Origin of the sequence: Aromatoleum sp. (assembly GCF_036675785.1) — a bacterium.
Lineage (GTDB): Bacteria > Pseudomonadota > Gammaproteobacteria > Burkholderiales > Rhodocyclaceae > Aromatoleum.
Genome location: NZ_JAKFEF010000085.1, coordinates 22,789 through 44,011 on the forward strand (window position 1 = coordinate 22,789; position 21,223 = coordinate 44,011).

Here is a 21,223-nt window from a genome sequence, read left to right on the forward strand (position 1 = left end):
CATCGTCACGAGCGCGTGCCGAACGCGAGCGTCGCCGCGAGCACGAGCCCGTGCAGGTTCGCCGCGGCGATCGTCAGCTTGATCGCCGGCGCGAGCGCGCGCGGTTCGCTCGCATGCTCGCGCAGCATCCGGGCGGCGTGCAGTGACAGCACCAGTGTCAGCGCCGCGGCGGCGCAGGCCTGCGGCAGGTTGTTGCGGCCGACCTGCAGCATGAGCCAGCCGTAGGCGACGAGCGCGATGCCGAAATAGCCCCATTTCGCCGTGTCGGCGCCGAGGCGTACGACGAGCGTGCACTTGCCGGCCGCGGCGTCGGCGGCGTGGTCCGGAAACTGGTTGATGTACAGTAGGTTCGCGACGAGTAGTGCGAACGACAAGCCGGCGGCGAGCGGCGTCCAGGCGAAGGCGCCGCGCTGCACGTAGTCCGCGCCGACGACGACGAGCAGCCAGCCGGCGGCGACTGCGGCTTCGCCGATCCCTCGGCTCGCGAGCTTCAGCGGCGGCGCGGAATAGGCCCATGCGAGCCCGAGGCCGGCGAGCCCGATGCCGATCAGTTCTGCCCCGGACTGGGTCACCAGCCACAGCCCGGCCGGGACGACCAGTCCGAGCAGCGCGTAACCGAACATCGCGGTCGCGCGAACCGTCAACACACCGTTCTGGATGAAGCGGCTGCCGCCGGTGAACGGGAAAATCCGGTCGACGTTCGCCGCGTCGGTGCCGCTGACCGCGTCGTGATAGTCGTTGATGACGTTCGCGCCGGCATGGGCGAGCAGTGCGAACAGTATCGTGACGACGGCGCGCATCCCTTCGAACGCGACGCCGTCGGCATGGGCGGCGGCGAGCCCGATCAGGCTGCCGGCGAGGGTGACGCTGAGGAAGGCGGGGCGAGTCGCGGCGAAGTAGGTCGCCGCGACGGAAGCCGGCGCGCCCGGTCGGGGTTCAGAGGCCATGCAGAAGATCGGCCAGGTTGTAACGTGCCGCGCCGATCATCGCGATGAGTCCGAGCGCGCCGAACAGCCGGAACGTGTGGACGTACGGCGGTTTTGACGACTTGTGGCGGAACAGCCGCTGCGCGGCGAGCGCACCGAGCCAGCCGCCGGCCAGCCCGACGAATTGCAGATTGCTTTCCGGTATCCGCCACGCATCGCGCTCCGCGCGCCGCTTATCCACGCTATACATGACGAAGGCGACCAGGCTCATACCGACGATGCCGGCGACGAGCAGCATCGGCAGTCTCCCGGACGCGATGAGCCATGTCGGGGCCGTGACGTGGGCGCCGGCGATGACGGCGTCGGGCATCCAGCCCCAAGGGCGCCCGCGCTTCGGTCGGGAGACCCGATCGGCGCTCGCATATCGAACTTTCGCTGCACTCGGCTTCTTGCCCGCGGGAGCGACGACTTCATAGGTCGCGACCTCTCCGACGGCGGGCCGCCGCGTCGATCCCTGCAGCTCGGAAACATGAAAAAAATACCGCTCGCCGGTGCCGTTGGTCGTGACGAAGCCGAAACCCCGGTCGTCATTCCACTCGGTGATCTTTCCCTGGTATCGCATCTGCCGGTCCTAAAGCAGCACGATGTCGAACTGTTCCTGCGAGTAGCTCGCTTCCGGATGCAGCGAGATCTTCTTGTCGATGAAGTCGGACAGCATCGCGAGCGATTGCGACTCCTCGTCGAGGAACAGATCGATGACGTTCGGTGCGGCGAGGACGCGGAATTCGCGTGCGTTGAACTGGCGCGCCTCGCGCAGCAGTTCGCGCAGGATCTCGTAGCAGACGGTGCGCGCGGTCTTCACTTCGCCGCGGCCGTCGCAGGTCGGGCAGGTTTCGCACAGCAGGTGGGCGAGCGATTCGCGCGTGCGCTTGCGCGTCATTTCGACGAGGCCGAGCGCGGTGAAGCCGTTCACCGTCATCTTCGTGTGGTCGCGCGCGAGCGCCTTCTTGAACTCGTCGAGCACCATGTCGCGGTGCTCGGCGTTTTCCATGTCGATGAAGTCGATGATGATGATGCCGCCGAGATTACGCAGACGCAGCTGGCGCGCGATCGCCTGCGCGGCCTCGAGGTTCGTCTTGAAGATCGTGTCGTCGAAGTTGCGCGCGCCGACGAAGCCGCCGGTGTTGACGTCGATCGTCGTCATCGCTTCGGTCTGGTCGACGATCAGGTAACCGCCGGACTTCAGGTTCACGCGTCGCGCGAGCGCCTTCTGGATCTCTTCCTCGACGCTGTGGAGGTCGAAGAGCGGGCGCTCGCCGCTGTAGTGTTCGAGCAGCGGCAGGACTTTCGGACTGTATTCGGCGGCGAAGGCGACGAGCTTCTGATGGTTTTCGCGCGAGTCGACGAGGATGCGCGCGGTGTCGCCGTCGACGAGGTCGCGGAGCACCCGCTGCCCGAGGCCGAGGTCTTCGTAGAGCACGCTCGGAGGCGACCGTCCGGTCGCGCTGCTGCGGATTTCGCCCCACAGCTTGCGCAGGTAGGCGATATCAGCGGCGAGCTCGTCGTCGGATGCCGACTCGGCCATCGTGCGGACGATGAAGCCGCCCGGCTCGTCCGCGGGCACCAGCCGCGTCACCCGTTCCCGCAGCGCTTCGCGCTCGGATTCGTCCTCGATGCGCTGCGAGATCCCGATGTGTTTTTCCTGCGGCAGGTAGACGAGTAGCCGTCCGGCGATGCTGATCTGCGTCGACAGCCGCGCGCCCTTCGTGCCGATCGGATCCTTCAGCACCTGGACCGTGAGATTCTGTCCTTCGGCGAGAATGCGCTCGATCGGCCGGCCCGCGTCGCCGTTGTGGCGCTCGGTCCAGATGTCGGCGACGTGCAGGAAGGCGGTCCGTTCGAGGCCGATGTCAATGAACGCCGACTGCATGCCGGGAAGCACGCGGACGACGCGGCCGAGATAGATGTTGCCGACGATGCCCCGGCTCGCCGTCCGCTCGACATGCAGTTCCTGGACGACGCCCTGCTCGACGATTGCGACGCGCGTTTCCTGCGGCGTGAAGTTGATGAGAAATTCGATCATGGGGACATGGGTAATGGGGAATGCGCAATCGCAGACGACCTCGTCTCGCGATTGCGCATTGCCCATCGCGCCTTGCCCGCGGATCGGCGGGCGGCTAGAGAGGATAGCCGAACGCTTCGAGCAACTGGGCGGTTTCGAACAGCGGCAGGCCCATGATGCCGCTGTAGCTGCCACGGATCTCCTCGATGTAGATCGCCGCACGGCCCTGGATGCCGTACGCACCCGCTTTGTCCATCGGCTCGCCGGACGCGACGTAATGGCGGATTTCCGCGTCGGTGAGCGGGCGGAAGCGGACTTCGCTGATGCAGGTGCGGCTGCGCGTCCGCGCGCCGTCGCTGATTGCGACCGCAGTCAGCACGCGATGCGAGCGCCCCGACAACCGCTGCAGAATCGCCGTGGCGTCGGCCGTATTGGCCGGTTTGCCGATGATCGTGCCGTCGAGTTCCAGTGTCGTATCCGCGGCGAGCACCGGGTGCTGCGGCAGCGTGCGCCACTGCAGCCGCCGGCAGCCCGCCTCGGCTTTCGTCAGTGCCAGGCGCTCGACGTAGCGCTCGACCGGCTCGTCCGGAAAAGGCGTCTCGTCGACGTCGGCATCTTCGCCGCGTGCGCCGCCACGAAACACCAGCGAGTCGAAATTCACGCCGATCTGGCGTAACAGGTCGCGCCGCCGGGGGCTGCGGGACGCGAGGTAGATGCGGGCTGGAATCGTTGACATGGGATCGGGCCGGAAAAGCGGGAAAACGGCGTCGGGCGGCAACAATCCGACGCGGTGCAGGGCATTTTACCGCGTGCAGTGTTGCTGCCGGTTTATCATCGACGATGTCATGAAGTTAATTGTTACAATTCACCGCTCGATGCGCGCCGGCAGTGGAGGCCGAGCGCGTCGCGTCTATCCTTTTTAGTCAGGCGGCGAGCATCGTGTCGCTCTCATTCCACGATTCAGGAGACATTCCATGCGCAAGTCGTTGTTCTCGGTGGCCCTGTCCGGCGCTCTGCTCGCCGCGCCCGTCGCGGCTTTCGCTGCGGATTACGTCATCAATGCCGGCGACATCGTCAAGGCCGCGAACTGGGAGAAGATGGAGACGCTGACCGTCGAACTCGACGAGCACAGCTTCGCCCCGCAGGACCTGAAGCTCAAGGCGGGGCAGCCGTACAAGCTGGTGATCAAGAACGTCGGCGAGAAGGACCACTACTACACGGCCGCCGCATTCTTCAAGTCGGTCGCGTGGCGCAAGGCGCAGACGCCGCGGCCGAACGGCGGTGAAATCAAGGCGCCGTATTTCACCGCGGTCGAGGCGTACAAGGACGGCGGGGTCGTCGAGTTGTTCTTCGTGCCGGTGAACAAGGGGACCTTCGAAGTCATCTGCACGATCGAGGACCACAAGGAGCAGGGCATGAAGGGAACGGTCACCGTCGAGTAAGGTTTTTCCGTGGAACGAGGCCAACGGATGCGAAAGTTCGCCGTCTCCCTGCTGCTTGCCGCGCCGTTTTTCGCGTCCGCGCAGGCGCCGCAGACCGTGCCGGTGTCGGTACTCCAGAATGCTCCGAAGGTCGATGGCGACCTCGGCGAGTGGGGCGCCGGTGGCTGGATCAAGGTGCCGGTGAAGCCCGCGCTCGAACGCGACGAGCGTGCGAAGTACGGACTCGAGCCGGCAGGCGATCGCAATGTCACCGGCAACCTGACGGTCGAGATGAAAGCGGGCGTCGCGGCCGGCCGGCTTTTCGTCGCCGTCCGTTATCCCGACGGTGCGCCCGACATGATCCACAAGGAATGGGCGTGGCGGGGAGAGAAATACCAGCGCGAGACGCAGCACGAAGACATGTTCGCGCTGCGTTTTCATCTCGCGGGCGACTTCGATCGCTCGATGCTCGCGACCCGGGATTACAAGGTCGATGTCTGGCTGTGGTCGGCCGCGCGGACGAATCCGGCCGGCATCGCCGAGGACATGAGCCACCACGTGACGACGCGGATGCTCGAATCCGCCGCGGAATACCAGCTGAAAGACGGGCCGGTCGTCTATATCGCGAAACGCCGCGACGACGGTTCGGCGCCGTACGAGATGCTGCCGCGGCCGAAGGAAAACAAGGGGGAGCGGCTTCCGTCGTTCGCCGCGGCGACGGCGAGCGGCAGTGCCGCCGACGTTGCCGCGAAGGGCGTCTGGAAGGCGGGCTCCTGGCACCTCGAATTCAGCCGCGCGCTGTCGACGGGTAATGCGGACGACGTCGTGCTGAAGGCCGGCGACCGGGTGACCGGACAGATCGCGGTGTTCAATCGCGGTTCGGCCGAGCACAAGAGCGTGTCGGAGCCGCTCGTGTTCGATCTTTCCGCGGTGAGGTGAGGGCCCGAAGAGGTTCTCGCGCTGCCGAGCGATGAAGCCCGAGGCTTCGCGCTTCGGCGAACCCGCTCGGAATGGTATCCATTCGCCGGTCAATAACGCGAGAGCCGAAAGGCGGAATCGCTACTCGCGGTGGTACGGATGGTTCTTCAACACGCTCCAGGCCCGGTAAAGTGCCTCGGCGAGCAGCGGCCGGACGAGGGTATGGGGGAGCGTCAGGCTCGACAGCCGGATGCGTTCGTGGGCGCTCGCTTTCAGCGCCGGGGCCAGGCCATCCGGTCCGCCGACGATCAGCGCGACATCCTCGCCTTCGCCCTGCCACGCTTCGAGCCGCTGCGCGAGCGCCTTCGTCGTGATGTCGGTCCCGCGTTCGTCGAGGATGACGCGTCGGCAGCGTGCCGGCAGCGCCGCTTCGAGGCGCGTGGCTTCGGCGGCCATCATCGCCTCGACCGTCTTCCCGGTCGTGCGCGGTTCGGCCTTCACTTCGAGGAGATGCAGCGGCAGTTCGCGCGGCATGCGTCGGGCGAACTCGTCGAAGCCGGCTTCGACCCATGCCGGCATCCGCGTGCCGACGGCGACGATCAGCAACTTCATCGCCGCGCCGCGACGGTCGGGCGGGTGCGGCTGCAGCAGCGGATCATTCGGCCGAATGCGCAGCGTCCGCGGTCAGCCGCAGGCGCTTCGGCGTGGTCGTCCACAGTTCCTCGAGGTTGTAATAGTCCCGGATCGCCGGCTGCATGATATGGACGACGATGTCGCCGAGATCGACCAGCACCCATTCGCCGGTCTCCTCGCCCTCGACGCTGACGATTTGGCCGCCCGCTTCCTTGACCTTGTCCTGCACGTTGCGCGCCAGCGCGCGCGTCTGACGGTTGGAGTCGCCGCTCGCGACGACGATGCGGTCGAACAGCGATGTCAGCTTGGTGGTGTTGATGACCTCGATATTCTTGGCCTTGATGTCCTCGAGCGCGTCGACGACGATTTTCTGTAGTTTGCGTATGTCCATCAGATCGGCTGGTAGAGATGATGCTGCCCGATGTACTGGAGAACCGGTTCGGGCAGCAGGTAGCGGGCGCTTTGTCCCGCGAGGATCAGGGCGCGCACCTGCGACGCGGAGATCGCGAGCGGCGTCATGTCGAAGGGCACGATCCGGCCGGCAGGGGATTGGTGCACGGACGTCGGATCGTTGTCCCTGTGATTGTTGCACAGCGCATCGAGTTCCGCCGACGCCATCCCCCGCGGGATGCCGTCCGGCAGCGCATGCCCCGGACGGTTGCCGACCGCGAGATGCGTCAGTTGCAGGATCTCGCGCCATCGGTGCCAGGTCGGCAAGCCCTGGAACGCATCGGCGCCGAGGATCAGCACGAGGGGCCGCTCCGGGCCGATCGAGGCGCGCAGCCGTTCGAGCGTTAGCACGGTGTAGCTCTTGCCGGCCGCGAACACTTCGCCGTCGTCGACGATGAACGACGGATTCGACGCGGTCGCGCGCCGCACCATCTCGAGCCGGTCGGCGGCAGTTGAGTGGGGCGCGTCCCGGTGCGGCGGCTGCCCGGCGGGAATGAACGCGACGTACTCGAGATCCAGCCGCTCGCGCGCCTCTTCGGCGAGGCGCAGATGACCGAGGTGGATCGGATCGAAAGTCCCGCCGAACACGCCCAGCGGGCCCGCTTCACTCCGGGGCATCGACGTCGGACGTGATGTCAAACACGTCGCGGGCGTTCGCGTAAAAGCTCGCGAACACGATCGGGATCAGCAGCACCGGCAGCGGCACCGAGACCAGCGTCGCGAGCATCGGCGATATCAGGCCGAGCATGCCGATGATGATGCCGGGCAGGATCGCGACGAAGACGGTCAGTGCGATCGCGTACGCGAGGAACGGGCGCCAGTTGCGCAGGCACGCGACGAAACTGAAGAACATCGCTTTCGGCGCGCGGATCTTCCACCAGCCGGCGAGCAAGGGCGCGAACCAGTACGCCATCATGACCGGCGTCGACAGCGCGATCGCGATCAGCAGCGAAAGCATGAAGCCGGGCGTGACGGCGGCCGCCTCGGGATCGACCTGCTCGCGCCCGGTCATGATCTGCAGCAGCGTGCCGCCGTCCGCGAGCGACGTCAGGAACAGCACGAGCAGGCTCCCGGCGAGGTAGATCGCCCCGATCGTCACGAGCGCCGGCAGGTTCTGCTGGAAGCCCGAGAACAGGATGTCGGGGCCGGCCTTGCGGCCTTCGTCGATCGCGCGGCAGGTGTTGAGCACGCCGAGCGAGAATACCGGCATCAGCAGCGACGCGAGCGGCTGGCCGATCAGTGGCACGACGCTGATCAAGAGCAGCATCAACAGGTAGCCGAGCGACGCGAACGTGAGCAGCGCCGGGTTGCGGCGCCAGATCGCGAGACCTTCCGTGAGCCACGCCCAGCCGCGGGCGAGCGGGAGTTGTCGTACTTGCATGCGGTTCAGGATTCGCGGTCGGAGTCGGAAGGCGGCGGCAGGAGTGCCCGCTTGATGAAGGTGTCTTGCCAGGCGGCGTAGAGCGCGCCGGCGAGCACCGGCACGAGCACCAGCATGCCGAGCCCGGCAGGGAGCATCGCGACCCAGGTCAGCACGTACAGCACCAGGCCGAACACGATGAAGGTCGCGAGGTTCGACAGGCAGGCCTGCGCCGAGATCTTCATCGCGTCGAGCGGCGAGACATCCTGCAGCATCACGAGCGCCGGGGCGAACCACAACGCCATCAGCAGCAGCACCCAGAGCACCGTGAACACGACGACGGCGAGCATCATGCCGCCGGCCGCCATCCCCATGCCGGCGAAGGCGCCGACGAGCATCCCGGTCAGCGCCGCGCTGCCGCCGACGGCCGCGGCGATCAGCGCCGCGAGCAGCGCGCCGAACAGGTGGAAGGCGCCGATCATCAGCAGGTTGCCGGCATGCCGGCGCAGCCCGTCGAAAAGGTGGTCGATCCGCAGCCGCTCGCCGCGTTCGAGCGCCTGGACGCCGGCCAGCATGCCGGCGACGAGCACCGGGAAGGCGAGCGGCGCGACGGCCCAACCGAGAAAGGGCACGACGCCGAGCGCGGTGAGGATTACGATCAGGATCAGCGTCTGGACGATCCAGATGCCGGGTTTCGCGACGAAGGTCCGCCAGCCGGCCGCGAGCCATTGCAATGTGTCGCCGGGGCTGACGCGGCCGGGCTGCGGAAGCGGATGGCGCCGGCGGCGCTCGCCGGAAGCGTGGGGTTGCGGGGCGGTCATCGGTCAGCGAGGCAGGGCATGCGGGGCCGCGATCCGCTGGCGCAGGATGTCGCGATATTCCGCGGGCGGCTTGACGAGCACGAGCTCGCCGGCTTTCGGCAGATGGAAATCCTCGGCCCGCGACAGCCAGAAGCGCAACGCCGCGGCGCGCAGCATCGCCGGCCAGCAGTCGCGCTCCGCGTTCTCGAACGGCCGCTCGGCGTTGTAGGCGTCGAGCAGCGCGATCGTGCGGACGGGGTCGAGTTCGCCCGACCCCGTCGCGCACCAGTCGTTGACGGTGACCGCGACGTCGAACAGCAGCGCGTCGTGGCCCGCGAAGTAGAAGTCGATGACGCCGCCGATGCCGTCGTCGTCCCACAACACGTTGTCGCGGAAGAGATCGGCGTGGATGACGCCCCGCGGCAGCCGCGCGGGGTCGAGGCTCGCCTGGAACGCGAGCTCGGCGTCGAGCAGCGCCTGTTCTTCGGCGGGCAGGTACGGGCGCACGCGCCGGGCGGTCGCATCGCGCCACGCCGCGCCCCGGGGGTTGTCCTGGCGACGGCCATACGAGAGGCCTGCGAGATGCAGGCCGGCGAGCATCGCGCCGACCTGCTCGCACTGGCGCGCATCCGGGTTCATCACCGAATGGCCGGAAAGGCGGCGGACCAGCGCGGCGGGACGCTCGCTCAAGATGCCGAGATACTCGTTGTCGCGGTCCGCGATCGGCGCCGGCACCGGGAGTCCGTGGCGCGCGAGGTGGGCCATCAGGTGCAGGTAGAACGGCAGTTCGGCGCGCGGGATCGCCTCGAACAGCGTCAGCACGTAGCGGCCGAGCGTCGTCGTGACGAAAAAGTTACTGTTCTGGACGCCGGCCGAAATGCCTTGCAGCACGACGAGCCGGCCGACCGCGTAGCGGCCGAGCCAGCCCGACAGGGCTTCAGTGGAAACCGGGGTGAAAACGGACATGTGATCGTCGGGAAGTCAGCGTGCGGCGATCACCAGGACTTGATCACCCACATCGGCACCGCCAGCGTCGGCATCACGTCCTGGCGCGCCATCACGCCCGTGCCGTCGCGGTCGACGAGGTAGTAGGGGACGCCGTGCGGCGGTGTCACCTTGATCATGTAGAGGCGGCCGCGAATGCGGTATTCCTGCACCGTGTCCTCGCCGCGCTTGAGAATCGTGACTTCGGGCTCGAGCGACTCGTCGGTCATGCCCGGCGGGATCGGCGGCGGCTCGGGGAGCGGTTCGAGCTTCGGGGGTTGCTGGGCCGCCAGCGGGGCGGCGACGGCCATCAGCAGAACGGTCAGGGCACGGCGCATGTTGCTCTCCTTGGATCCCGGCGATTCTAGCAGAGGCGGGTCGAATCGCCTTGCGCGGAGCGGCGGTCGGCGCCGCCGCGAACCCGGCGGCATTGGCGGCGACGCGAGCGGCAAACGCCGCCCGCCGACGTCGGTGACGCTTGGACCGCCGCGCACCGACGCCGGGTTCCGGAGCCCGCTCAAAGGTTCAGCATCAGCTCGTGCTCCTCCGGCAGCGGCAGGAAGCCGCGCGTCTCGTAATGCTTGAAGATCGCCTCGACGACGTCTTCGGGCTTGTCGATGATCTGGATCAGGTCGAGGTCCGCGGGGCCGACCATGCGTTCGGCGACGAGGCGGTCGCGGAACCAGTCGAGCAGTCCCTTCCAGAACGGTTCATGCACCAGGATGATCGGGATGTTGCGGCTCTTGCCGGTCTGGATCAGCGTCATCGCTTCCATCAGCTCGTCGAGCGTGCCGAATCCGCCGGGCAGCACGACGTAGGCCGACGCAAACTTCACGAACATGAACTTGCGCGCGAAGAAGTGCTGGAAGGTCTGCGAGATGTCCTGGTACGGGTTCGCCGCCTGCTCGAGCGGCAATTGGATGTTGAGCCCGATCGACGGGCTCTTGCCGAAATACGCGCCCTTGTTCGCCGCTTCCATGATGCCGGGGCCGCCGCCGGAGATCACCGCGAAGCCGGCGTCGGAGAGCAGGCGGCTGATCCGCTCGGCGAGCATGTAGTACATGTGGTCGGGCGGCGTGCGCGCGCTGCCGAAGATCGAGACCGCCGGGCGGACCGCGTTGAGCCGTTCGGTCGCCTCGACGAACTCTGCCATAATTCCGAAGATTCGCCACGACTCGCGCGCGTTGAATCGCGGGGTCGTGCTGCTCGGGACACTGAGGGGGATTTTTTCTTTCGCCGTCATATTGTTCTCGATGGAAAACGGGGTCCGACCCCGATTCGTGATCTTCGCCTCGCCCCGTTCTCCCTAGGATTTCCCTGATGCCCGCCCTGCTGCTCGTCGACGGTTCCAGCTATCTCTACCGCGCGTTCCATGCCCTGCCGGACCTGCGCACGTCGAAGGGGGAGCCGACCGGGGCGATTCGGGGTGTGCTGTCGATGCTACGTCGGCTCGAAAGCGACTACAAGGCGGAATTCCGCGCCTGCGTGTTCGATGCGAAAGGCAAGACTTTCCGCGACGACTGGTACCCGGAATACAAGGCGAACCGGCCGTCGATGCCCGACGACCTGCGCGCGCAGATCGAGCCGCTGCACGAAGCGGTGAAGGCCGAAGGCTGGCCGCTGCTGTGTGTCGACGGCGTCGAGGCCGACGACGTCATCGGCACGCTCACCCGCCAGGCGCTCGAGCGCGGCTGGGAAGTCGTGATCTCGACCGGCGACAAGGACCTGACGCAGCTCGTCCGCCCCGGTGTGCGCTGGGTCAACACGATGAGCGACGAAGTGCTCGACGAGGCCGGCGTGACGGCGAAGTTCGGCGTGCCGCCCGCGCGCATCGTCGATTACCTCGCGCTCGTCGGCGACACCGTCGACAATGTGCCGGGCGTCGACAAGTGCGGGCCGAAGACCGCGGTGAAATGGCTGACCGAGTACGGCACGCTCGACAACCTCGTCGCCAACGCCGCCAAAGTCGGCGGCAAGGTCGGCGAAAATCTGCGCAAGCACCTCGAATTCCTGCCGCTCGGCCGCAGGCTCGTCACGGTGTCGACCGACGTCGCGCTGCCGGTGCAACTCGAAAACCTGCCCGCGCGCGACGACGACAAGGTCGCGCTGCGCGCGCTGTATGAGCGCTTCGAGTTCAAGGGCTGGTTGCAGGCGATCGATGGGGCGCCCGGAAGCACGACGGCGGCGGCCGACACGGCACCCGTCGTCGAAATCGCGGCCGGCGAACCCGGCGCGCATCGCAGCGCGTATGAAAGCATTCTCGACTGGGCGGCGTTCGACCGCTGGTTCGCGAAGCTCGAAGCCGCCGAGCTCGTCGCGTTCGACGCCGAGACGACGAGCCTCGACCAGATGGCGGCGAAGCTCGTCGGCCTGTCGTTCGCGATCGTCGAGGGCGAGGCCGCGTATCTGCCGCTCGCGCACACGTACGCCGACGCGCCGGCGCAGCTGCCGATCGACGAGGTGCTTGCGAAACTCAAGCCGTGGCTCGAATCCGACCGCCACCGCAAGCTCGGCCAGAATCTGAAATACGACGCGCACGTGCTCGCGAACCACGGCGTGACGCTCGGCGGCATCGAGCACGACACGCTGCTCGAGTCCTACGTGCTCGAAAGCGACAAGCCGCACGACATGGACTCGCTCGCGAAGCGCCACCTCGGCCTCGACACGATTCCGTACGTCGCGGTGTGCGGCAAGGGCGTCGGGCAGATCTGCTTCGACCAGGTCGCGATCGATCGCGCGACCGAATACGCCGCCGAGGACGCCGACATCACACTGCGCCTGCACCGCAATCTGTGGCCGCAGCTCGACGCCGCGCCCGCGCTCGCGGCGCTGTACCGCGACGTCGAGCTGCCGGCGATGCAGGTGCTGTTCGACATGGAGCGGAGCGGCGTGCTGATCGACACGTTCCTGCTCGCGCAACAGAGCGAGGAGCTCGCCCGCCGGCTGATGACGCTCGAGCGCGACGCACACGGACTCGCCGGCCAGCCGTTCAACCTGGGCTCGCCGAAGCAACTCGGTGAGATCCTGTTCAGCAAACTCGGGCTGCCGGTCGTGAAGAAGACCTCGACCGGCCAGCCGTCGACCGACGAGGAGGTGCTGCAACAGCTCGCCGAGGACTTCCCGCTCCCCAAGTTGCTGCTCGAACACCGCGGCCTCGCGAAGCTGAAAAGCACCTACACGGACAAGCTGCCGCGCATGGTCAATCCCAAGACCGGGCGCGTGCATACGTGTTTTTCGCAGGCGGTCGCCGTGACCGGGCGACTCGCGAGCGCGGAGCCGAATCTGCAGAACATCCCGATTCGCACCGCCGAAGGGCGGCGTATCCGCGCCGCGTTCATCGCGCCGCGCGACCACGTGATCGTGTCGGCCGACTACTCGCAGATCGAGCTGCGCATCATGGCGCACCTGTCCGGCGACGCGCGGCTCGCGCAGGCGTTCGCCGAAGGCGAGGACGTGCATCGCGCAACCGCGGCCGAGATCTTCGGACTCGCGCCGGGCAAGGTCACGAGCGAGCAGCGGCGCTACGCGAAGGTCATCAACTTCGGGCTGATCTACGGCATGAGCGCGCACGGGCTGGCGAAGAACCTCGGCCTCGAACGGGCGGCGGCCGCGGCCTACATCGACCGCTATTTCGCGCGCTATCCCGGCGTCGCGGCGTACATGGAGCGCACCCGCGCCGATGCGAAGGCGCGCGGCTACGTCGAGACTGTGTTCGGCCGACGCCTGTATCTGCCGGACATCCGCGCGAGCCAGGCGGGGCGGCGGCAGGCCGCGGAGCGCGCCGCGATCAACGCGCCGATGCAGGGCACCGCCGCCGACCTGATCAAGAAAGCGATGATCGCGACGCGGAAATGGCTCGCCGACACGAAGCTGCAGTCGCGCCTCGTGCTGCAGGTGCATGACGAACTCGTCCTCGAAGTGCCGCGCGCCGAACTCGAAACGGTGAAGGCGACACTGCCGTCACTGATGGGCGGCGTCGCCGACCTGGCGGTGCCGCTGCTCGTCGAAGTCGGCAGCGGCGAGAACTGGGACGAGGCTCACTGAGCGGAAACCGGTTAAGACGCAAGGACGGGAAGCCGGAACGCAAGGGCCTGACAATCCCAGCGCCCAAGGGTGACGAAGGTCGCGCCACCCGTCACCTGCCGCGCGAAAATCGCTCTGGAAACCACGCGTTCGGCGTTTTGCGCGGGCAAGGTATACTTGCGCGTTTTCATACGTCTTCACATCGCCCGCTCCCGTTCCGGAGCGGCGGCTGAAATCTCGAGGCCTTTCCCTTGGCTCTGACCATACTCGGACTCTCCGGCGCGCTGACGCATGACCCGTCGGCGGCGCTCTACATCGACGGCGAACTCGTCGCCGCGGCCGAAGAAGAGCGCTTCGTCCGCGACAAGCACGCGAAGAACCGCATGCCGTACGAGGCGGCGAAGTTCTGCATGGAATTCGCCGGAATCCAGCCGAAGGACGTCACCGCGGTCGCGATCCCGTTCGCGCCGATCAGCATCATGGAACCCGCGCGCTGGCACTACGCGAAGCGCTACTGGTATGCGCCGGACCGCGGCCTCGACGCGATCCTGACCGGCAACCGCCGCTTCCACCGCTACAAGCGCCGCATCGAATGGTGCCTGCAGCAGCTCGGCTTCGACCTGAAGAAGACGCAGATCGTGCCGGTCGAGCACCACCTCGCGCACGCCTCAAGCGCGTACCACTGCTCCGGCTTCAGGGAAAAGACCGCGATCCTCGGCATCGACGGCAAGGGCGAGTACGCGACGACCTTCTTCGGCTACGGCGAAAACGGCCGCATCCACAAGATCAAGGAGTTCTACGACCCGGACTCGCTCGGCGGCCTGTACGGCGCGATCACCGAGTACCTCGGCTTCGAGATGCTCGATGGCGAGTACAAGGTCATGGGCATGGCGCCGTACGGCGACCCGGGAAAGTACGACTTCTCGCGTCTGGCGAAATTCGCCAACGGCGAGCTGGTCGTCGACACCGACTACGCGAACGTGATCGGCTTCCGCCGCTACAAGGAAGACGGCAAGGGCTACTACTTCTCGCCGAAGCTCGTCGACTGGCTCGGTCCGAAGCGCGCCGGCGACATCGCCGACGAGCCGTACATCCACTATGCCGCGAGCATGCAGAAGCTGTTCGAGGATCTCGCGCTGCAGATGATCGACTATTACCTCGGCGACATCCTGCGCGAAACCGGCCGGCTCGCGTTCGCCGGCGGCGGTGCGCTGAACGTCAAGCTGAACCAGAAGATCATCGCGCGCCCCGACGTGCGCGAGCTCTTCGTGCAGCCGGCGTCGGGCGACTCGGGTACCGCGCTCGGCGCCGCGTCCTACGTGTCGAATGCGCGCGGCGTCGTGGTCGAGAAGATGGAGCACGTCTATCTCGGCCCGCGCTACACGAACGAGGACGTCGTCGCCGCGTGCGCGAAGCACCCGGCGCAGCCCGAGTGGGAGCGCATCGACAACGGCGACACCGAAGTGCCCGCCCGCATCGCGAAGATCCTCGCCGCCGGCCACCCGGTTGCGTGGTTCCAGGGACGCATGGAATTCGGCCCGCGCGCGCTCGGCGGCCGCTCGATCCTCGGCTGCCCGAGCGCCCCCGGCGTCGCCGACCGCATCAACGAGCAGATCAAGTTCCGCGAGCGCTGGCGGCCGTTCTGCCCGAGCATGCTCGACACCGTCGGCCCGCAAATGCTGCAGACCGAACACCCGGCCCCGTTCATGACCTTCACGTTCGAGGTCGCAGAGGAATGGAAGACGCGCGTGCCCGAAGTCGTGCACGAGGACGGCACGTCCCGCGCGCAGGTCCTGAAGCGCGAATACAACCCGCGCTACTACGACCTGATGAAGGAACTCGAGAAACTCACCGGCAACGGCGTCGTGCTGAACACCTCGCTGAACCGCCGCGGCGAATCGATGATCTGCTCACCGACCGACGCGCTGAACATGTTCTACGGGTCGGACTTGCAGTATCTGATCATGGAGGACGTGCTCGTGGTGAAGGGCGACTTGGAGGAAGCCCTTGGGTGAGCGTCGCATACTCCAGTTCTGCCATTGCCATTACGGCCCGTTTGCCGATGTCGCGCGGCAGTACGCCGAACTGTTCAGAAATTCGCCATACAAGGTCACGACGGTCTTCCTGACCGATCCGCCGAGCGACGAGGTCGCCGCGCAGGCGGCCTCGGACGAGGTGGTCTTTCTCGGTTACGACGGCAAGGATGTGCGCGGCCTCAAACTGGATGCGATGCGCCGTATTCGCGCCATCGTTGCCGGCCGCGACTTCTCGCTGGTGATCGCACATCGCTTCAAGCCGATCTACATCTCCTGTGTCGCGACGGCGCTTCCGGTGATCGGCGTGCATCATGCGTTCGGGGATTACAGGCGCGCGTCCCGGCGCATCTTTGCCAATTTTTTCCGCAACCAACTGTCCCTGCTTGGCGTTTCGGATGCGGTCCGGGACGATCTGCGCGCGAGCCTCCCCGCGTGGCCGGCGGACCGGATCGAGACGCTGTACAACCGCGTCGACGTCGAAGCGGTGCAGCGGGACTTGCTCCCGCGTGCGGCGGCGCGCGAGGCGCTCGGTTTGCCGCAGGACGCGTTCGTGATCGGGAATGCAGGGCGCCTGCACCCGGACAAGGATCAGGCGACGCTGATCCGGGGGTTCGCGAAAGCCCTGCCCGGCCTCCCGGACGGCAGCGTGCTGGCGATCATGGGGCGCGGCCCGCTGGAAGCGGATCTGAAAGACCTGGCGCGCCAGCTGAATATCGCTTCCCGGGTGCGCTTTCTCGGCCAGATTCCGGACGGTCGCCGCTACTTCAAAGCCTTCGATCTTTTTGCGCTGACGTCCGATCGCGAGCCGTTCGGCATGGTATTGCTGGAGGCGTTCGCCGCCGACGTGCCGGTCGTCTGCTCCGACTGCGGAGGAGGCAGGGAGGTGGTCGACGGGGTCGGGCGGCTGTTCGCATTCGGCGATGTCGGCGGGCTGGCGAGCGAGTTGCAGCGCTGCGTCGTCGAGGCCGAAGCATCCCGCGCGAGCGAGCGGCTCGAGCGCTGCTTCTCGGATCGCGCGGCCCGGCAACGGTTCTGGCAGCTTCCGATGTGCAAGCCCCTCCTGGGCGAAAACGCCCGGCTTTGAAGGCGCCTTGCCCCCTCGAAATTCCCAAGGAATACCTGGCGTGATCGGACTGTTTCGAGCGTATCGCTGCAAACGCTGGCTGCGCGAACGCGGCTACAAGCTTGCGGTGAGCGTCGACGATTTCGGCGACAACGCCGTCCTGATGCTCGAGGAGGGGGCTTCGGTCGGACACGTCCTCCCCGGCTTCGAGCGCCTGCAGATTGGCGCGCTGACATACATCCGCAGTCGTTCCGAGCTGATCAACGTATCTTCGATCGGCCGCTTTTGCTCGATCGGCAATGGCGTGGTGATCGGCCAGGAAAGGGCCGGGCACCCGCTGGATTGGGTCAGCTCGCACCCCTTCCAATACACCAGCACCGCGCTGAGCTATGAACCGAAGGGGGAGGCGGCGACGATCGATCACGACGTGTGGATTGGTCGCGACGCGGTTGTGATGGAAGGGGTGCGCGTCGGCACGGGCGCCGCGATCGCTGCGCGCTCCGTCGTCACCCGCGACGTTCCCCCGTATGCCGTCGTCGCCGGAATGCCGGCGAAAGTCGTCCGCTTCCGCCATGCGCCGGAAGTCATCGGCGGTTTGCTCGAGAGTGCGTGGTGGGAGCTGTCGGTCGATGTCCTGCGGCAACTGCCGCTCGACCGGCCCGAGCAGTTCCTGCGCGAGATTGCGGCACTTCCGGGGAGAAGCGCTGCGCAATGGAAGCGGGTCGAGGTGCGCCGGCGCGGCTGCCGCGAATTGCGCCCGGCGTGATGAGATCGAGATCATGAAAGTGCTGTTTCTGGTTCAAGGCGAGCAGCGGGCCATCCTGGATCGCCTGTATGAAGGGGTGCAGCACCATTGCGACTGCGATCTGCGCTGGCTGAGTCGCGACGAGCAGGCCGATCTGCGTGGCTATTTTCGCGCTCAGGTCGACGTCGAGCGCTATGACCGCATCCTGTTCTTTCTCCGCTTCAAGCAGGAAATCAGGCAGGTGTCTTTCATTCGCAGCGTGCCGAACCTCGTGATTCTCGAGCATGACGCCTACCAGAACTACATTGACTGCAAGTATCGGGGACGCTTTTCGGCGCACTATCGAAAGCTGCCCTGGGCGCGGGTGATCAGTTCCGGCTACGACGTCACGCGCCGATTACAGGCCGAAGGGGTCGATGCCGTGTTCGTTCCGAAGGGGTACGACCAGAGTCTGCTTCGCGACCTCGAAAGCGAACGGGACATCGAATTGGCATTCCTCGGCAGTACCAAGAGCGACGCCTACAGCGGACGCAAGGAGCTGCTCGATGAGCTCGGCAAATCCGAGAACCTCGTCGTCACCCGGACGAGTTCCGGCGAGGACTATCTGAAGACGCTCAACCGGATCCGCTTCTTCGTCAGCGCGGATGTCGGCATGGGCGAATACATGATCAAGAACTTCGAGGCGATGGCCTGCGGCTGCGTGCTGCTTGCCTACGATCAGGGCGAGGAGGAGAACCGCGCACTCGGCTTCGTGGACCTGGAGAACCTGGTGCTCTACAAGAGCGTGGACGAACTGCGTCGCAAACTCGCGATCCTGCGGGACGACCCCGCGCGTGCCGCTCGCATCGCCGCCTGCGGCCGCGCGTTGGCGGTCGAGCGGTATTCGTTCGAACGGATCGGCGCGCAGATTGTCGAGGCGCTGGCGCCCCCGCTGCGTCCGCGCGCAGCGACGAACTGGTTGACGCGTTTGCGTAACCGATGGGGTATTTGAGCGCCATGCAGCCGTGCATCCGTTTCGTCATTCCGTATTTCGGGCGCTGGCCCTTCTGGATGTCGTTCTTTCTTCGCAGTTGCGGAGGCAATCCGGACATCGAATGGTTGTTCTTCACCGATTGCGGCGTTCCCGCGGATTCCCCCGCGAATGTCGAGTTCCGCGAGTGCAGTTTCGACGAGTACTGTCGGCAGGTGTCCGCGAGACTGGACATCGATTTCCGGCCTGCGAGCCCTTACAAGCTGTGCGACGTGAAACCGGCACTCGGATATATCCACGCGGACGAGCTGGACGGCGTCGATTACTGGGCCTTCGGTGACATCGACGTCATCTACGGCGAACTGCGCCCTTATCTGGAGGCGGTGAATCTGACCCGCTTCGAGCTGCTGTCGACTCACGCGAATCGGATATCCGGGCATCTGTGCCTGATGCGCAACACGACTCGCATGCGCGAAGCATTCATGTGCGTTCCCGAGTGGCGCGACAAGCTCGCCGATCCGCAGCATTGCGTGTTCGACGAGAGCGCCTTCAGCCGCTTGTTCATCCGTCACAAGAACTGGCCGATGCCGCTGCGGCGTCTTTACGACTCCGCTAATCCGTGGAGGCGCCGCAGCGAATTCGTCGAGGCTTTCACGACACCGAACGGACGCGTGCCCTGGCTCGATGGCTCGCTCGATTTTCCCGCCCGGTGGATCTGGCGCAACGGCCGCCTGACGAACGACCGGGACGGCGAACGCGCGTTTCCCTATTTTCATTTCATCGCCTGGAAAACCGGCGCCTGGCCCGCGTATGCGGCGGAACAGCTCCTGCCGGATCCGCAACTCGCGCAGCGGGATGCGTGGAGCATTACGCGGGAGGGTTTCCGGGAGGTATGAGCATTGGAATTCTCGAAGGACAGTGACCTGAGGGTTGTCGTCACCCGTCGCGGCCGTTTCGGCCTGCACGACCAAACCGTGGTCGGCCTGGAGGCGGGCATCGCAATCGGACGGGCGTTGCCGCGTTGCGCGGACGGCTCGTCGTGCGGGGGCCGGCGGTGAGATTTCTCGACGGTTTTTCGCGCGACGGACGCGAAACCGCTTACTTCACGTTCGCACTGCTGTTGTTCATCGCGAGCTTCCTGCTGCTGCCGACCACGAAGATGGTCAACAACGTCTATTACGTGTTTCTGGCGCTGCCCGCGCTCGTGACGGTGGTCGGGAGACGAGGGCGCGGACTTCGGTGGGCCCCGGATCTCCTGTTGTGGACCCTGCTGATCGCCTGGTTCGCCGTCGTCGGAATCTGGTCGGGGGACGGGCAGCATTTCAAGCACGTGTTGTACGTGGCCTTGTTCGTGTTGCTCGTCCGGGTGTTTGCGGACCCGACGGTCTTCCGGACGCCGGTGTTCGCGCGCGGCCTGTTCTGGATCCTGACGATCTACGTGCTCGGATCAGCCGTGACTTACTGGATCGTCGGGCGCTACGCGGTCGGTGAGCGCGTCCTCTGGTTGCCGGCGCGGATGACCGGGCCGATCTACACGAGCATGTGGCTGGCCTGCTGTTTTGCCCTTGCGCTGCCCGTCTGGCTGCGCGAGCACCGCAGGCTGGAGCTGGCCGCGGCGCTAGCGGTGAGCATCTTCTGCATGGCTTACGTGCTGCAGAGCAGATCCGGACTCGTCGGCCTGTCGCTGCTGCTGGTCCTGACCGCCTGCGCCGCCGTCTGGCGGCGCAGTCTCCACCCGTTTCTTCTGGCCGGCGTCGCGGCGTGCATCGGGGGGATCGCTTTTCTCGTGGGAAGCCAGGTCCCGAAACTGGTCAGCCTTTTCCAGCGTGCGGATTCGGGGCGCCTCGAGCTTTGGTCGATTTTGTTCGCGGACTGGATGGCCTGCGGGGTGTGGACAGGATGTGGCATGGACCATGTGATCGACCGGCAGTTGAGCATCGGTCTCCCCATTCCGCATCCCCACAGCATTTTCCTTGCGCTCGGCCTGTACAGCGGACTCGTCGCGCTCGTGATCTTCCTGGCGCTGATGCTGGCCCTGCTGCGCGGCGCATGGGTGCGGCGCGATCCGTGGGGGCTGTATCTGCTCACGGCCCTCGTGATGCTGAACTTCGACGGCACGAAGCTCGTCGGCAACCCCGACGAGCTCTGGCTGCTCGTGTTGCTGCCGGCGGCGCTGATCGGCAACCGCCGGGAAAGGCCCGCGTCGGCGTAGAGCCGGGCGCGCCGTCAGCGGCCGGAATCCATGCGCCTGAGCCGGTCGCAGTGTTCCCACAGCGCCTGGATGTCGAGCGACAACCGTTCCTTCTGCACGTATTTTTCGAAGTGCTGCCGGTTGCGCCGCACGAGCCCCGGGCCGAGCCGTTTCCCACGGATCTGCATGTCTGCAATGTCGATCAGCCCAAACGCGCCGTCCGGGGTCTACACGATGTTGCCCAGATGGAGCGAGCGAAAATAAACCCCCTCGTCATGCAACCCGTTGATGAAGCGGGCGAGCCGGGGGACGAGCGCGGGCCACTCGGCGGCCGACTCGCGCAGAAGCGCGCTGAGCGTGCGACCGGGCAGCGGCCGATAGAGCACTGCGGTCCAAGTCCGGTCGTCGAGCCGGAAGGCCCGGAGCGGTGTCACGGTGGGGATGTCCTTTCGCTTCAGGGCGATCGCGTTGTCGCAGAAGCGGCGCGAATGCGGGCGGATCAACGCGGAAGACAGCAGGCGCTTTCGCCGAAACAGCTTGAGGATGTCGCCGTCGGCGAGCAGATACACCTTGGGTCCGAAACCGTCCCGCTCCAGGACTTGCGCGCCCGCGATCATGCGCTCCATCGCAGGCTGGGACAG

Annotated in this window: 23 protein-coding genes; 9 read left to right on the top strand and 14 right to left on the bottom strand. The window is 66.3% G+C overall.

Annotated features, from left to right (window positions below; genetic code table 11):
- Nucleotides 1-5: 5 nt before the first annotated feature.
- The 4 genes from V6M37_RS18250 to V6M37_RS18265 form a co-directional block, all read right to left on the bottom strand.
- Complete coding sequence (locus tag V6M37_RS18250) at nucleotides 6-947, bottom strand: prenyltransferase (RefSeq protein WP_332675699.1); 942 nt, start codon at nucleotides 945-947, stop codon at nucleotides 6-8.
- Nucleotides 937-1,548: a cold shock and DUF1294 domain-containing protein gene (locus V6M37_RS18255; protein WP_332675700.1), complete on the bottom strand. Its 612-nt coding sequence runs from the start codon at nucleotides 1,546-1,548 to the stop codon at nucleotides 937-939. The genes V6M37_RS18250 and V6M37_RS18255 overlap by 11 nt, the downstream gene beginning before the upstream one ends.
- A 9-nt stretch (nucleotides 1,549-1,557) precedes the next feature.
- Nucleotides 1,558-3,009 carry a ribonuclease G gene (gene rng, locus V6M37_RS18260; protein ID WP_332675701.1) on the bottom strand — a complete coding sequence of 484 codons (1,452 nt, stop codon included), beginning with the start codon at nucleotides 3,007-3,009 and terminating at the stop codon, nucleotides 1,558-1,560.
- 94 nt (nucleotides 3,010-3,103) lie between these two features.
- Nucleotides 3,104-3,724 (bottom strand): Maf family protein, encoded by a 621-nt coding sequence (locus V6M37_RS18265; protein ID WP_332675702.1) that lies wholly within the window; start codon nucleotides 3,722-3,724, stop codon nucleotides 3,104-3,106.
- 238 nt (nucleotides 3,725-3,962) lie between these two features.
- On the opposite strand from V6M37_RS18265, the gene V6M37_RS18270 reads away from it, so the two are divergent.
- Nucleotides 3,963-4,430 (top strand): cupredoxin domain-containing protein, encoded by a 468-nt coding sequence (locus V6M37_RS18270; RefSeq protein ID WP_332675703.1) that lies wholly within the window; start codon nucleotides 3,963-3,965, stop codon nucleotides 4,428-4,430.
- A 27-nt stretch (nucleotides 4,431-4,457) separates the two neighbouring features.
- A complete protein-coding gene (locus V6M37_RS18275; protein ID WP_332675704.1) occupies nucleotides 4,458-5,348 on the top strand; it encodes an ethylbenzene dehydrogenase-related protein in 891 nt (296 codons plus the stop codon).
- 120 nt (nucleotides 5,349-5,468) lie between these two features.
- On the opposite strand, the gene rlmH is transcribed toward V6M37_RS18275, so the two are convergent.
- The 8 genes from rlmH to V6M37_RS18315 form a co-directional block, all read right to left on the bottom strand.
- The gene (gene rlmH / locus V6M37_RS18280; RefSeq protein WP_332675705.1) at nucleotides 5,469-5,939 is read right to left on the bottom strand and encodes a 23S rRNA (pseudouridine(1915)-N(3))-methyltransferase RlmH; all 471 of its coding nucleotides are present in this window, start codon (nucleotides 5,937-5,939) and stop codon (nucleotides 5,469-5,471) included.
- Nucleotides 5,940-5,982: 43 nt separating this feature from the next.
- On the bottom strand, nucleotides 5,983-6,351 hold the full coding sequence (gene rsfS / locus V6M37_RS18285) for a ribosome silencing factor (protein ID WP_332675706.1): 369 nt from the start codon (nucleotides 6,349-6,351) through the stop codon (nucleotides 5,983-5,985).
- Nucleotides 6,351-7,028, bottom strand: coding sequence for a nicotinate-nucleotide adenylyltransferase (gene nadD, locus V6M37_RS18290; RefSeq protein ID WP_332675707.1), 678 nt, complete (start codon nucleotides 7,026-7,028; stop codon nucleotides 6,351-6,353). Before nadD ends, rsfS begins: the two co-directional genes overlap by 1 nt.
- Nucleotides 7,015-7,791: a BPSS1780 family membrane protein gene (locus V6M37_RS18295; protein WP_332675709.1), complete on the bottom strand. Its 777-nt coding sequence runs from the start codon at nucleotides 7,789-7,791 to the stop codon at nucleotides 7,015-7,017. Before V6M37_RS18295 ends, nadD begins: the two co-directional genes overlap by 14 nt.
- Nucleotides 7,792-7,796: 5 nt before the next feature.
- The gene (locus V6M37_RS18300; RefSeq protein WP_332675711.1) at nucleotides 7,797-8,591 is read right to left on the bottom strand and encodes a DUF2189 domain-containing protein; all 795 of its coding nucleotides are present in this window, start codon (nucleotides 8,589-8,591) and stop codon (nucleotides 7,797-7,799) included.
- 3 nt (nucleotides 8,592-8,594) lie between these two features.
- Nucleotides 8,595-9,536: a homoserine kinase gene (locus V6M37_RS18305; RefSeq protein ID WP_332675713.1), complete on the bottom strand. Its 942-nt coding sequence runs from the start codon at nucleotides 9,534-9,536 to the stop codon at nucleotides 8,595-8,597.
- A gap of 29 nt (nucleotides 9,537-9,565) precedes the next feature.
- The gene (locus tag V6M37_RS18310) at nucleotides 9,566-9,892 is read right to left on the bottom strand and encodes a DUF2782 domain-containing protein (protein ID WP_332675714.1); all 327 of its coding nucleotides are present in this window, start codon (nucleotides 9,890-9,892) and stop codon (nucleotides 9,566-9,568) included.
- A 179-nt stretch (nucleotides 9,893-10,071) separates the two neighbouring features.
- The gene (locus V6M37_RS18315) at nucleotides 10,072-10,797 is read right to left on the bottom strand and encodes a TIGR00730 family Rossman fold protein (protein WP_332675716.1); all 726 of its coding nucleotides are present in this window, start codon (nucleotides 10,795-10,797) and stop codon (nucleotides 10,072-10,074) included.
- A gap of 77 nt (nucleotides 10,798-10,874) precedes the next feature.
- Between V6M37_RS18315 and polA the strand changes: the two genes are divergently transcribed.
- The 7 genes from polA (at nucleotide 10,875) to V6M37_RS18350 (ending at nucleotide 20,603) form a co-directional block, all read left to right on the top strand.
- A complete protein-coding gene (polA, locus tag V6M37_RS18320; protein ID WP_332675718.1) occupies nucleotides 10,875-13,598 on the top strand; it encodes a DNA polymerase I in 2,724 nt (907 codons plus the stop codon).
- Between the two features lie 230 nt (nucleotides 13,599-13,828).
- Nucleotides 13,829-15,592 (top strand): carbamoyltransferase family protein, encoded by a 1,764-nt coding sequence (locus V6M37_RS18325; protein ID WP_332675720.1) that lies wholly within the window; start codon nucleotides 13,829-13,831, stop codon nucleotides 15,590-15,592.
- Nucleotides 15,585-16,697: a glycosyltransferase gene (locus V6M37_RS18330; protein ID WP_332675722.1), complete on the top strand. Its 1,113-nt coding sequence runs from the start codon at nucleotides 15,585-15,587 to the stop codon at nucleotides 16,695-16,697. The genes V6M37_RS18325 and V6M37_RS18330 overlap by 8 nt, the downstream gene beginning before the upstream one ends.
- Nucleotides 16,698-16,737: 40 nt before the next feature.
- Nucleotides 16,738-17,442: a CatB-related O-acetyltransferase gene (locus V6M37_RS18335; protein ID WP_332675724.1), complete on the top strand. Its 705-nt coding sequence runs from the start codon at nucleotides 16,738-16,740 to the stop codon at nucleotides 17,440-17,442.
- A 13-nt stretch (nucleotides 17,443-17,455) separates the two neighbouring features.
- Nucleotides 17,456-18,412, top strand: coding sequence for a glycosyltransferase family protein (locus V6M37_RS18340; RefSeq protein ID WP_332675755.1), 957 nt, complete (start codon nucleotides 17,456-17,458; stop codon nucleotides 18,410-18,412).
- Nucleotides 18,413-18,417: 5 nt separating this feature from the next.
- Nucleotides 18,418-19,287, top strand: a complete 870-nt coding sequence (locus V6M37_RS18345) for a DUF6625 family protein (RefSeq protein ID WP_332675757.1) — start codon at nucleotides 18,418-18,420, stop codon at nucleotides 19,285-19,287.
- Nucleotides 19,288-19,445: 158 nt separating this feature from the next.
- Nucleotides 19,446-20,603: an O-antigen ligase family protein gene (locus tag V6M37_RS18350; RefSeq protein ID WP_332675726.1), complete on the top strand. Its 1,158-nt coding sequence runs from the start codon at nucleotides 19,446-19,448 to the stop codon at nucleotides 20,601-20,603.
- Between the two features lie 14 nt (nucleotides 20,604-20,617).
- Here the strand turns inward: V6M37_RS18350 and V6M37_RS18355 are convergent, their stop codons facing one another.
- Together V6M37_RS18355 and V6M37_RS18360 are read right to left on the bottom strand one after the other, a co-directional pair.
- The gene (locus V6M37_RS18355) at nucleotides 20,618-20,770 is read right to left on the bottom strand and encodes a hypothetical protein (protein WP_332675728.1); all 153 of its coding nucleotides are present in this window, start codon (nucleotides 20,768-20,770) and stop codon (nucleotides 20,618-20,620) included.
- A gap of 39 nt (nucleotides 20,771-20,809) precedes the next feature.
- The gene (locus V6M37_RS18360; protein WP_332675730.1) at nucleotides 20,810-21,208 is read right to left on the bottom strand and encodes a hypothetical protein; all 399 of its coding nucleotides are present in this window, start codon (nucleotides 21,206-21,208) and stop codon (nucleotides 20,810-20,812) included.
- Nucleotides 21,209-21,223: the final 15 nt, after the last annotated feature.

Coding starts and splice junctions, on each gene's coding strand:
- rng (WP_332675701.1), bottom strand. CDS start 3,009: ATGATCGAATTTCTCATCAACTTCACGCCGCAGGAAACGCGCGTCGCA.
- V6M37_RS18355 (WP_332675728.1), bottom strand. CDS start 20,770: ATGCAGATCCGTGGGAAACGGCTCGGCCCGGGGCTCGTGCGGCGCAAC.
- V6M37_RS18265 (WP_332675702.1), bottom strand. CDS start 3,724: ATGTCAACGATTCCAGCCCGCATCTACCTCGCGTCCCGCAGCCCCCGG.
- V6M37_RS18360 (WP_332675730.1), bottom strand. CDS start 21,208: ATGGAGCGCATGATCGCGGGCGCGCAAGTCCTGGAGCGGGACGGTTTC.
- V6M37_RS18255 (WP_332675700.1), bottom strand. CDS start 1,548: ATGCGATACCAGGGAAAGATCACCGAGTGGAATGACGACCGGGGTTTC.
- rlmH (WP_332675705.1), bottom strand. CDS start 5,939: ATGAAGTTGCTGATCGTCGCCGTCGGCACGCGGATGCCGGCATGGGTC.
- V6M37_RS18300 (WP_332675711.1), bottom strand. CDS start 8,591: ATGACCGCCCCGCAACCCCACGCTTCCGGCGAGCGCCGCCGGCGCCAT.
- V6M37_RS18310 (WP_332675714.1), bottom strand. CDS start 9,892: ATGCGCCGTGCCCTGACCGTTCTGCTGATGGCCGTCGCCGCCCCGCTG.
- nadD (WP_332675707.1), bottom strand. CDS start 7,028: ATGCCCCGGAGTGAAGCGGGCCCGCTGGGCGTGTTCGGCGGGACTTTC.
- V6M37_RS18340 (WP_332675755.1), top strand. CDS start 17,456: ATGAAAGTGCTGTTTCTGGTTCAAGGCGAGCAGCGGGCCATCCTGGAT.
- V6M37_RS18250 (WP_332675699.1), bottom strand. CDS start 947: ATGGCCTCTGAACCCCGACCGGGCGCGCCGGCTTCCGTCGCGGCGACC.
- V6M37_RS18345 (WP_332675757.1), top strand. CDS start 18,418: ATGCAGCCGTGCATCCGTTTCGTCATTCCGTATTTCGGGCGCTGGCCC.
- V6M37_RS18275 (WP_332675704.1), top strand. CDS start 4,458: ATGCGAAAGTTCGCCGTCTCCCTGCTGCTTGCCGCGCCGTTTTTCGCG.
- V6M37_RS18295 (WP_332675709.1), bottom strand. CDS start 7,791: ATGCAAGTACGACAACTCCCGCTCGCCCGCGGCTGGGCGTGGCTCACG.
- polA (WP_332675718.1), top strand. CDS start 10,875: ATGCCCGCCCTGCTGCTCGTCGACGGTTCCAGCTATCTCTACCGCGCG.
- V6M37_RS18315 (WP_332675716.1), bottom strand. CDS start 10,797: ATGACGGCGAAAGAAAAAATCCCCCTCAGTGTCCCGAGCAGCACGACC.
- V6M37_RS18270 (WP_332675703.1), top strand. CDS start 3,963: ATGCGCAAGTCGTTGTTCTCGGTGGCCCTGTCCGGCGCTCTGCTCGCC.
- V6M37_RS18305 (WP_332675713.1), bottom strand. CDS start 9,536: ATGTCCGTTTTCACCCCGGTTTCCACTGAAGCCCTGTCGGGCTGGCTC.
- rsfS (WP_332675706.1), bottom strand. CDS start 6,351: ATGGACATACGCAAACTACAGAAAATCGTCGTCGACGCGCTCGAGGAC.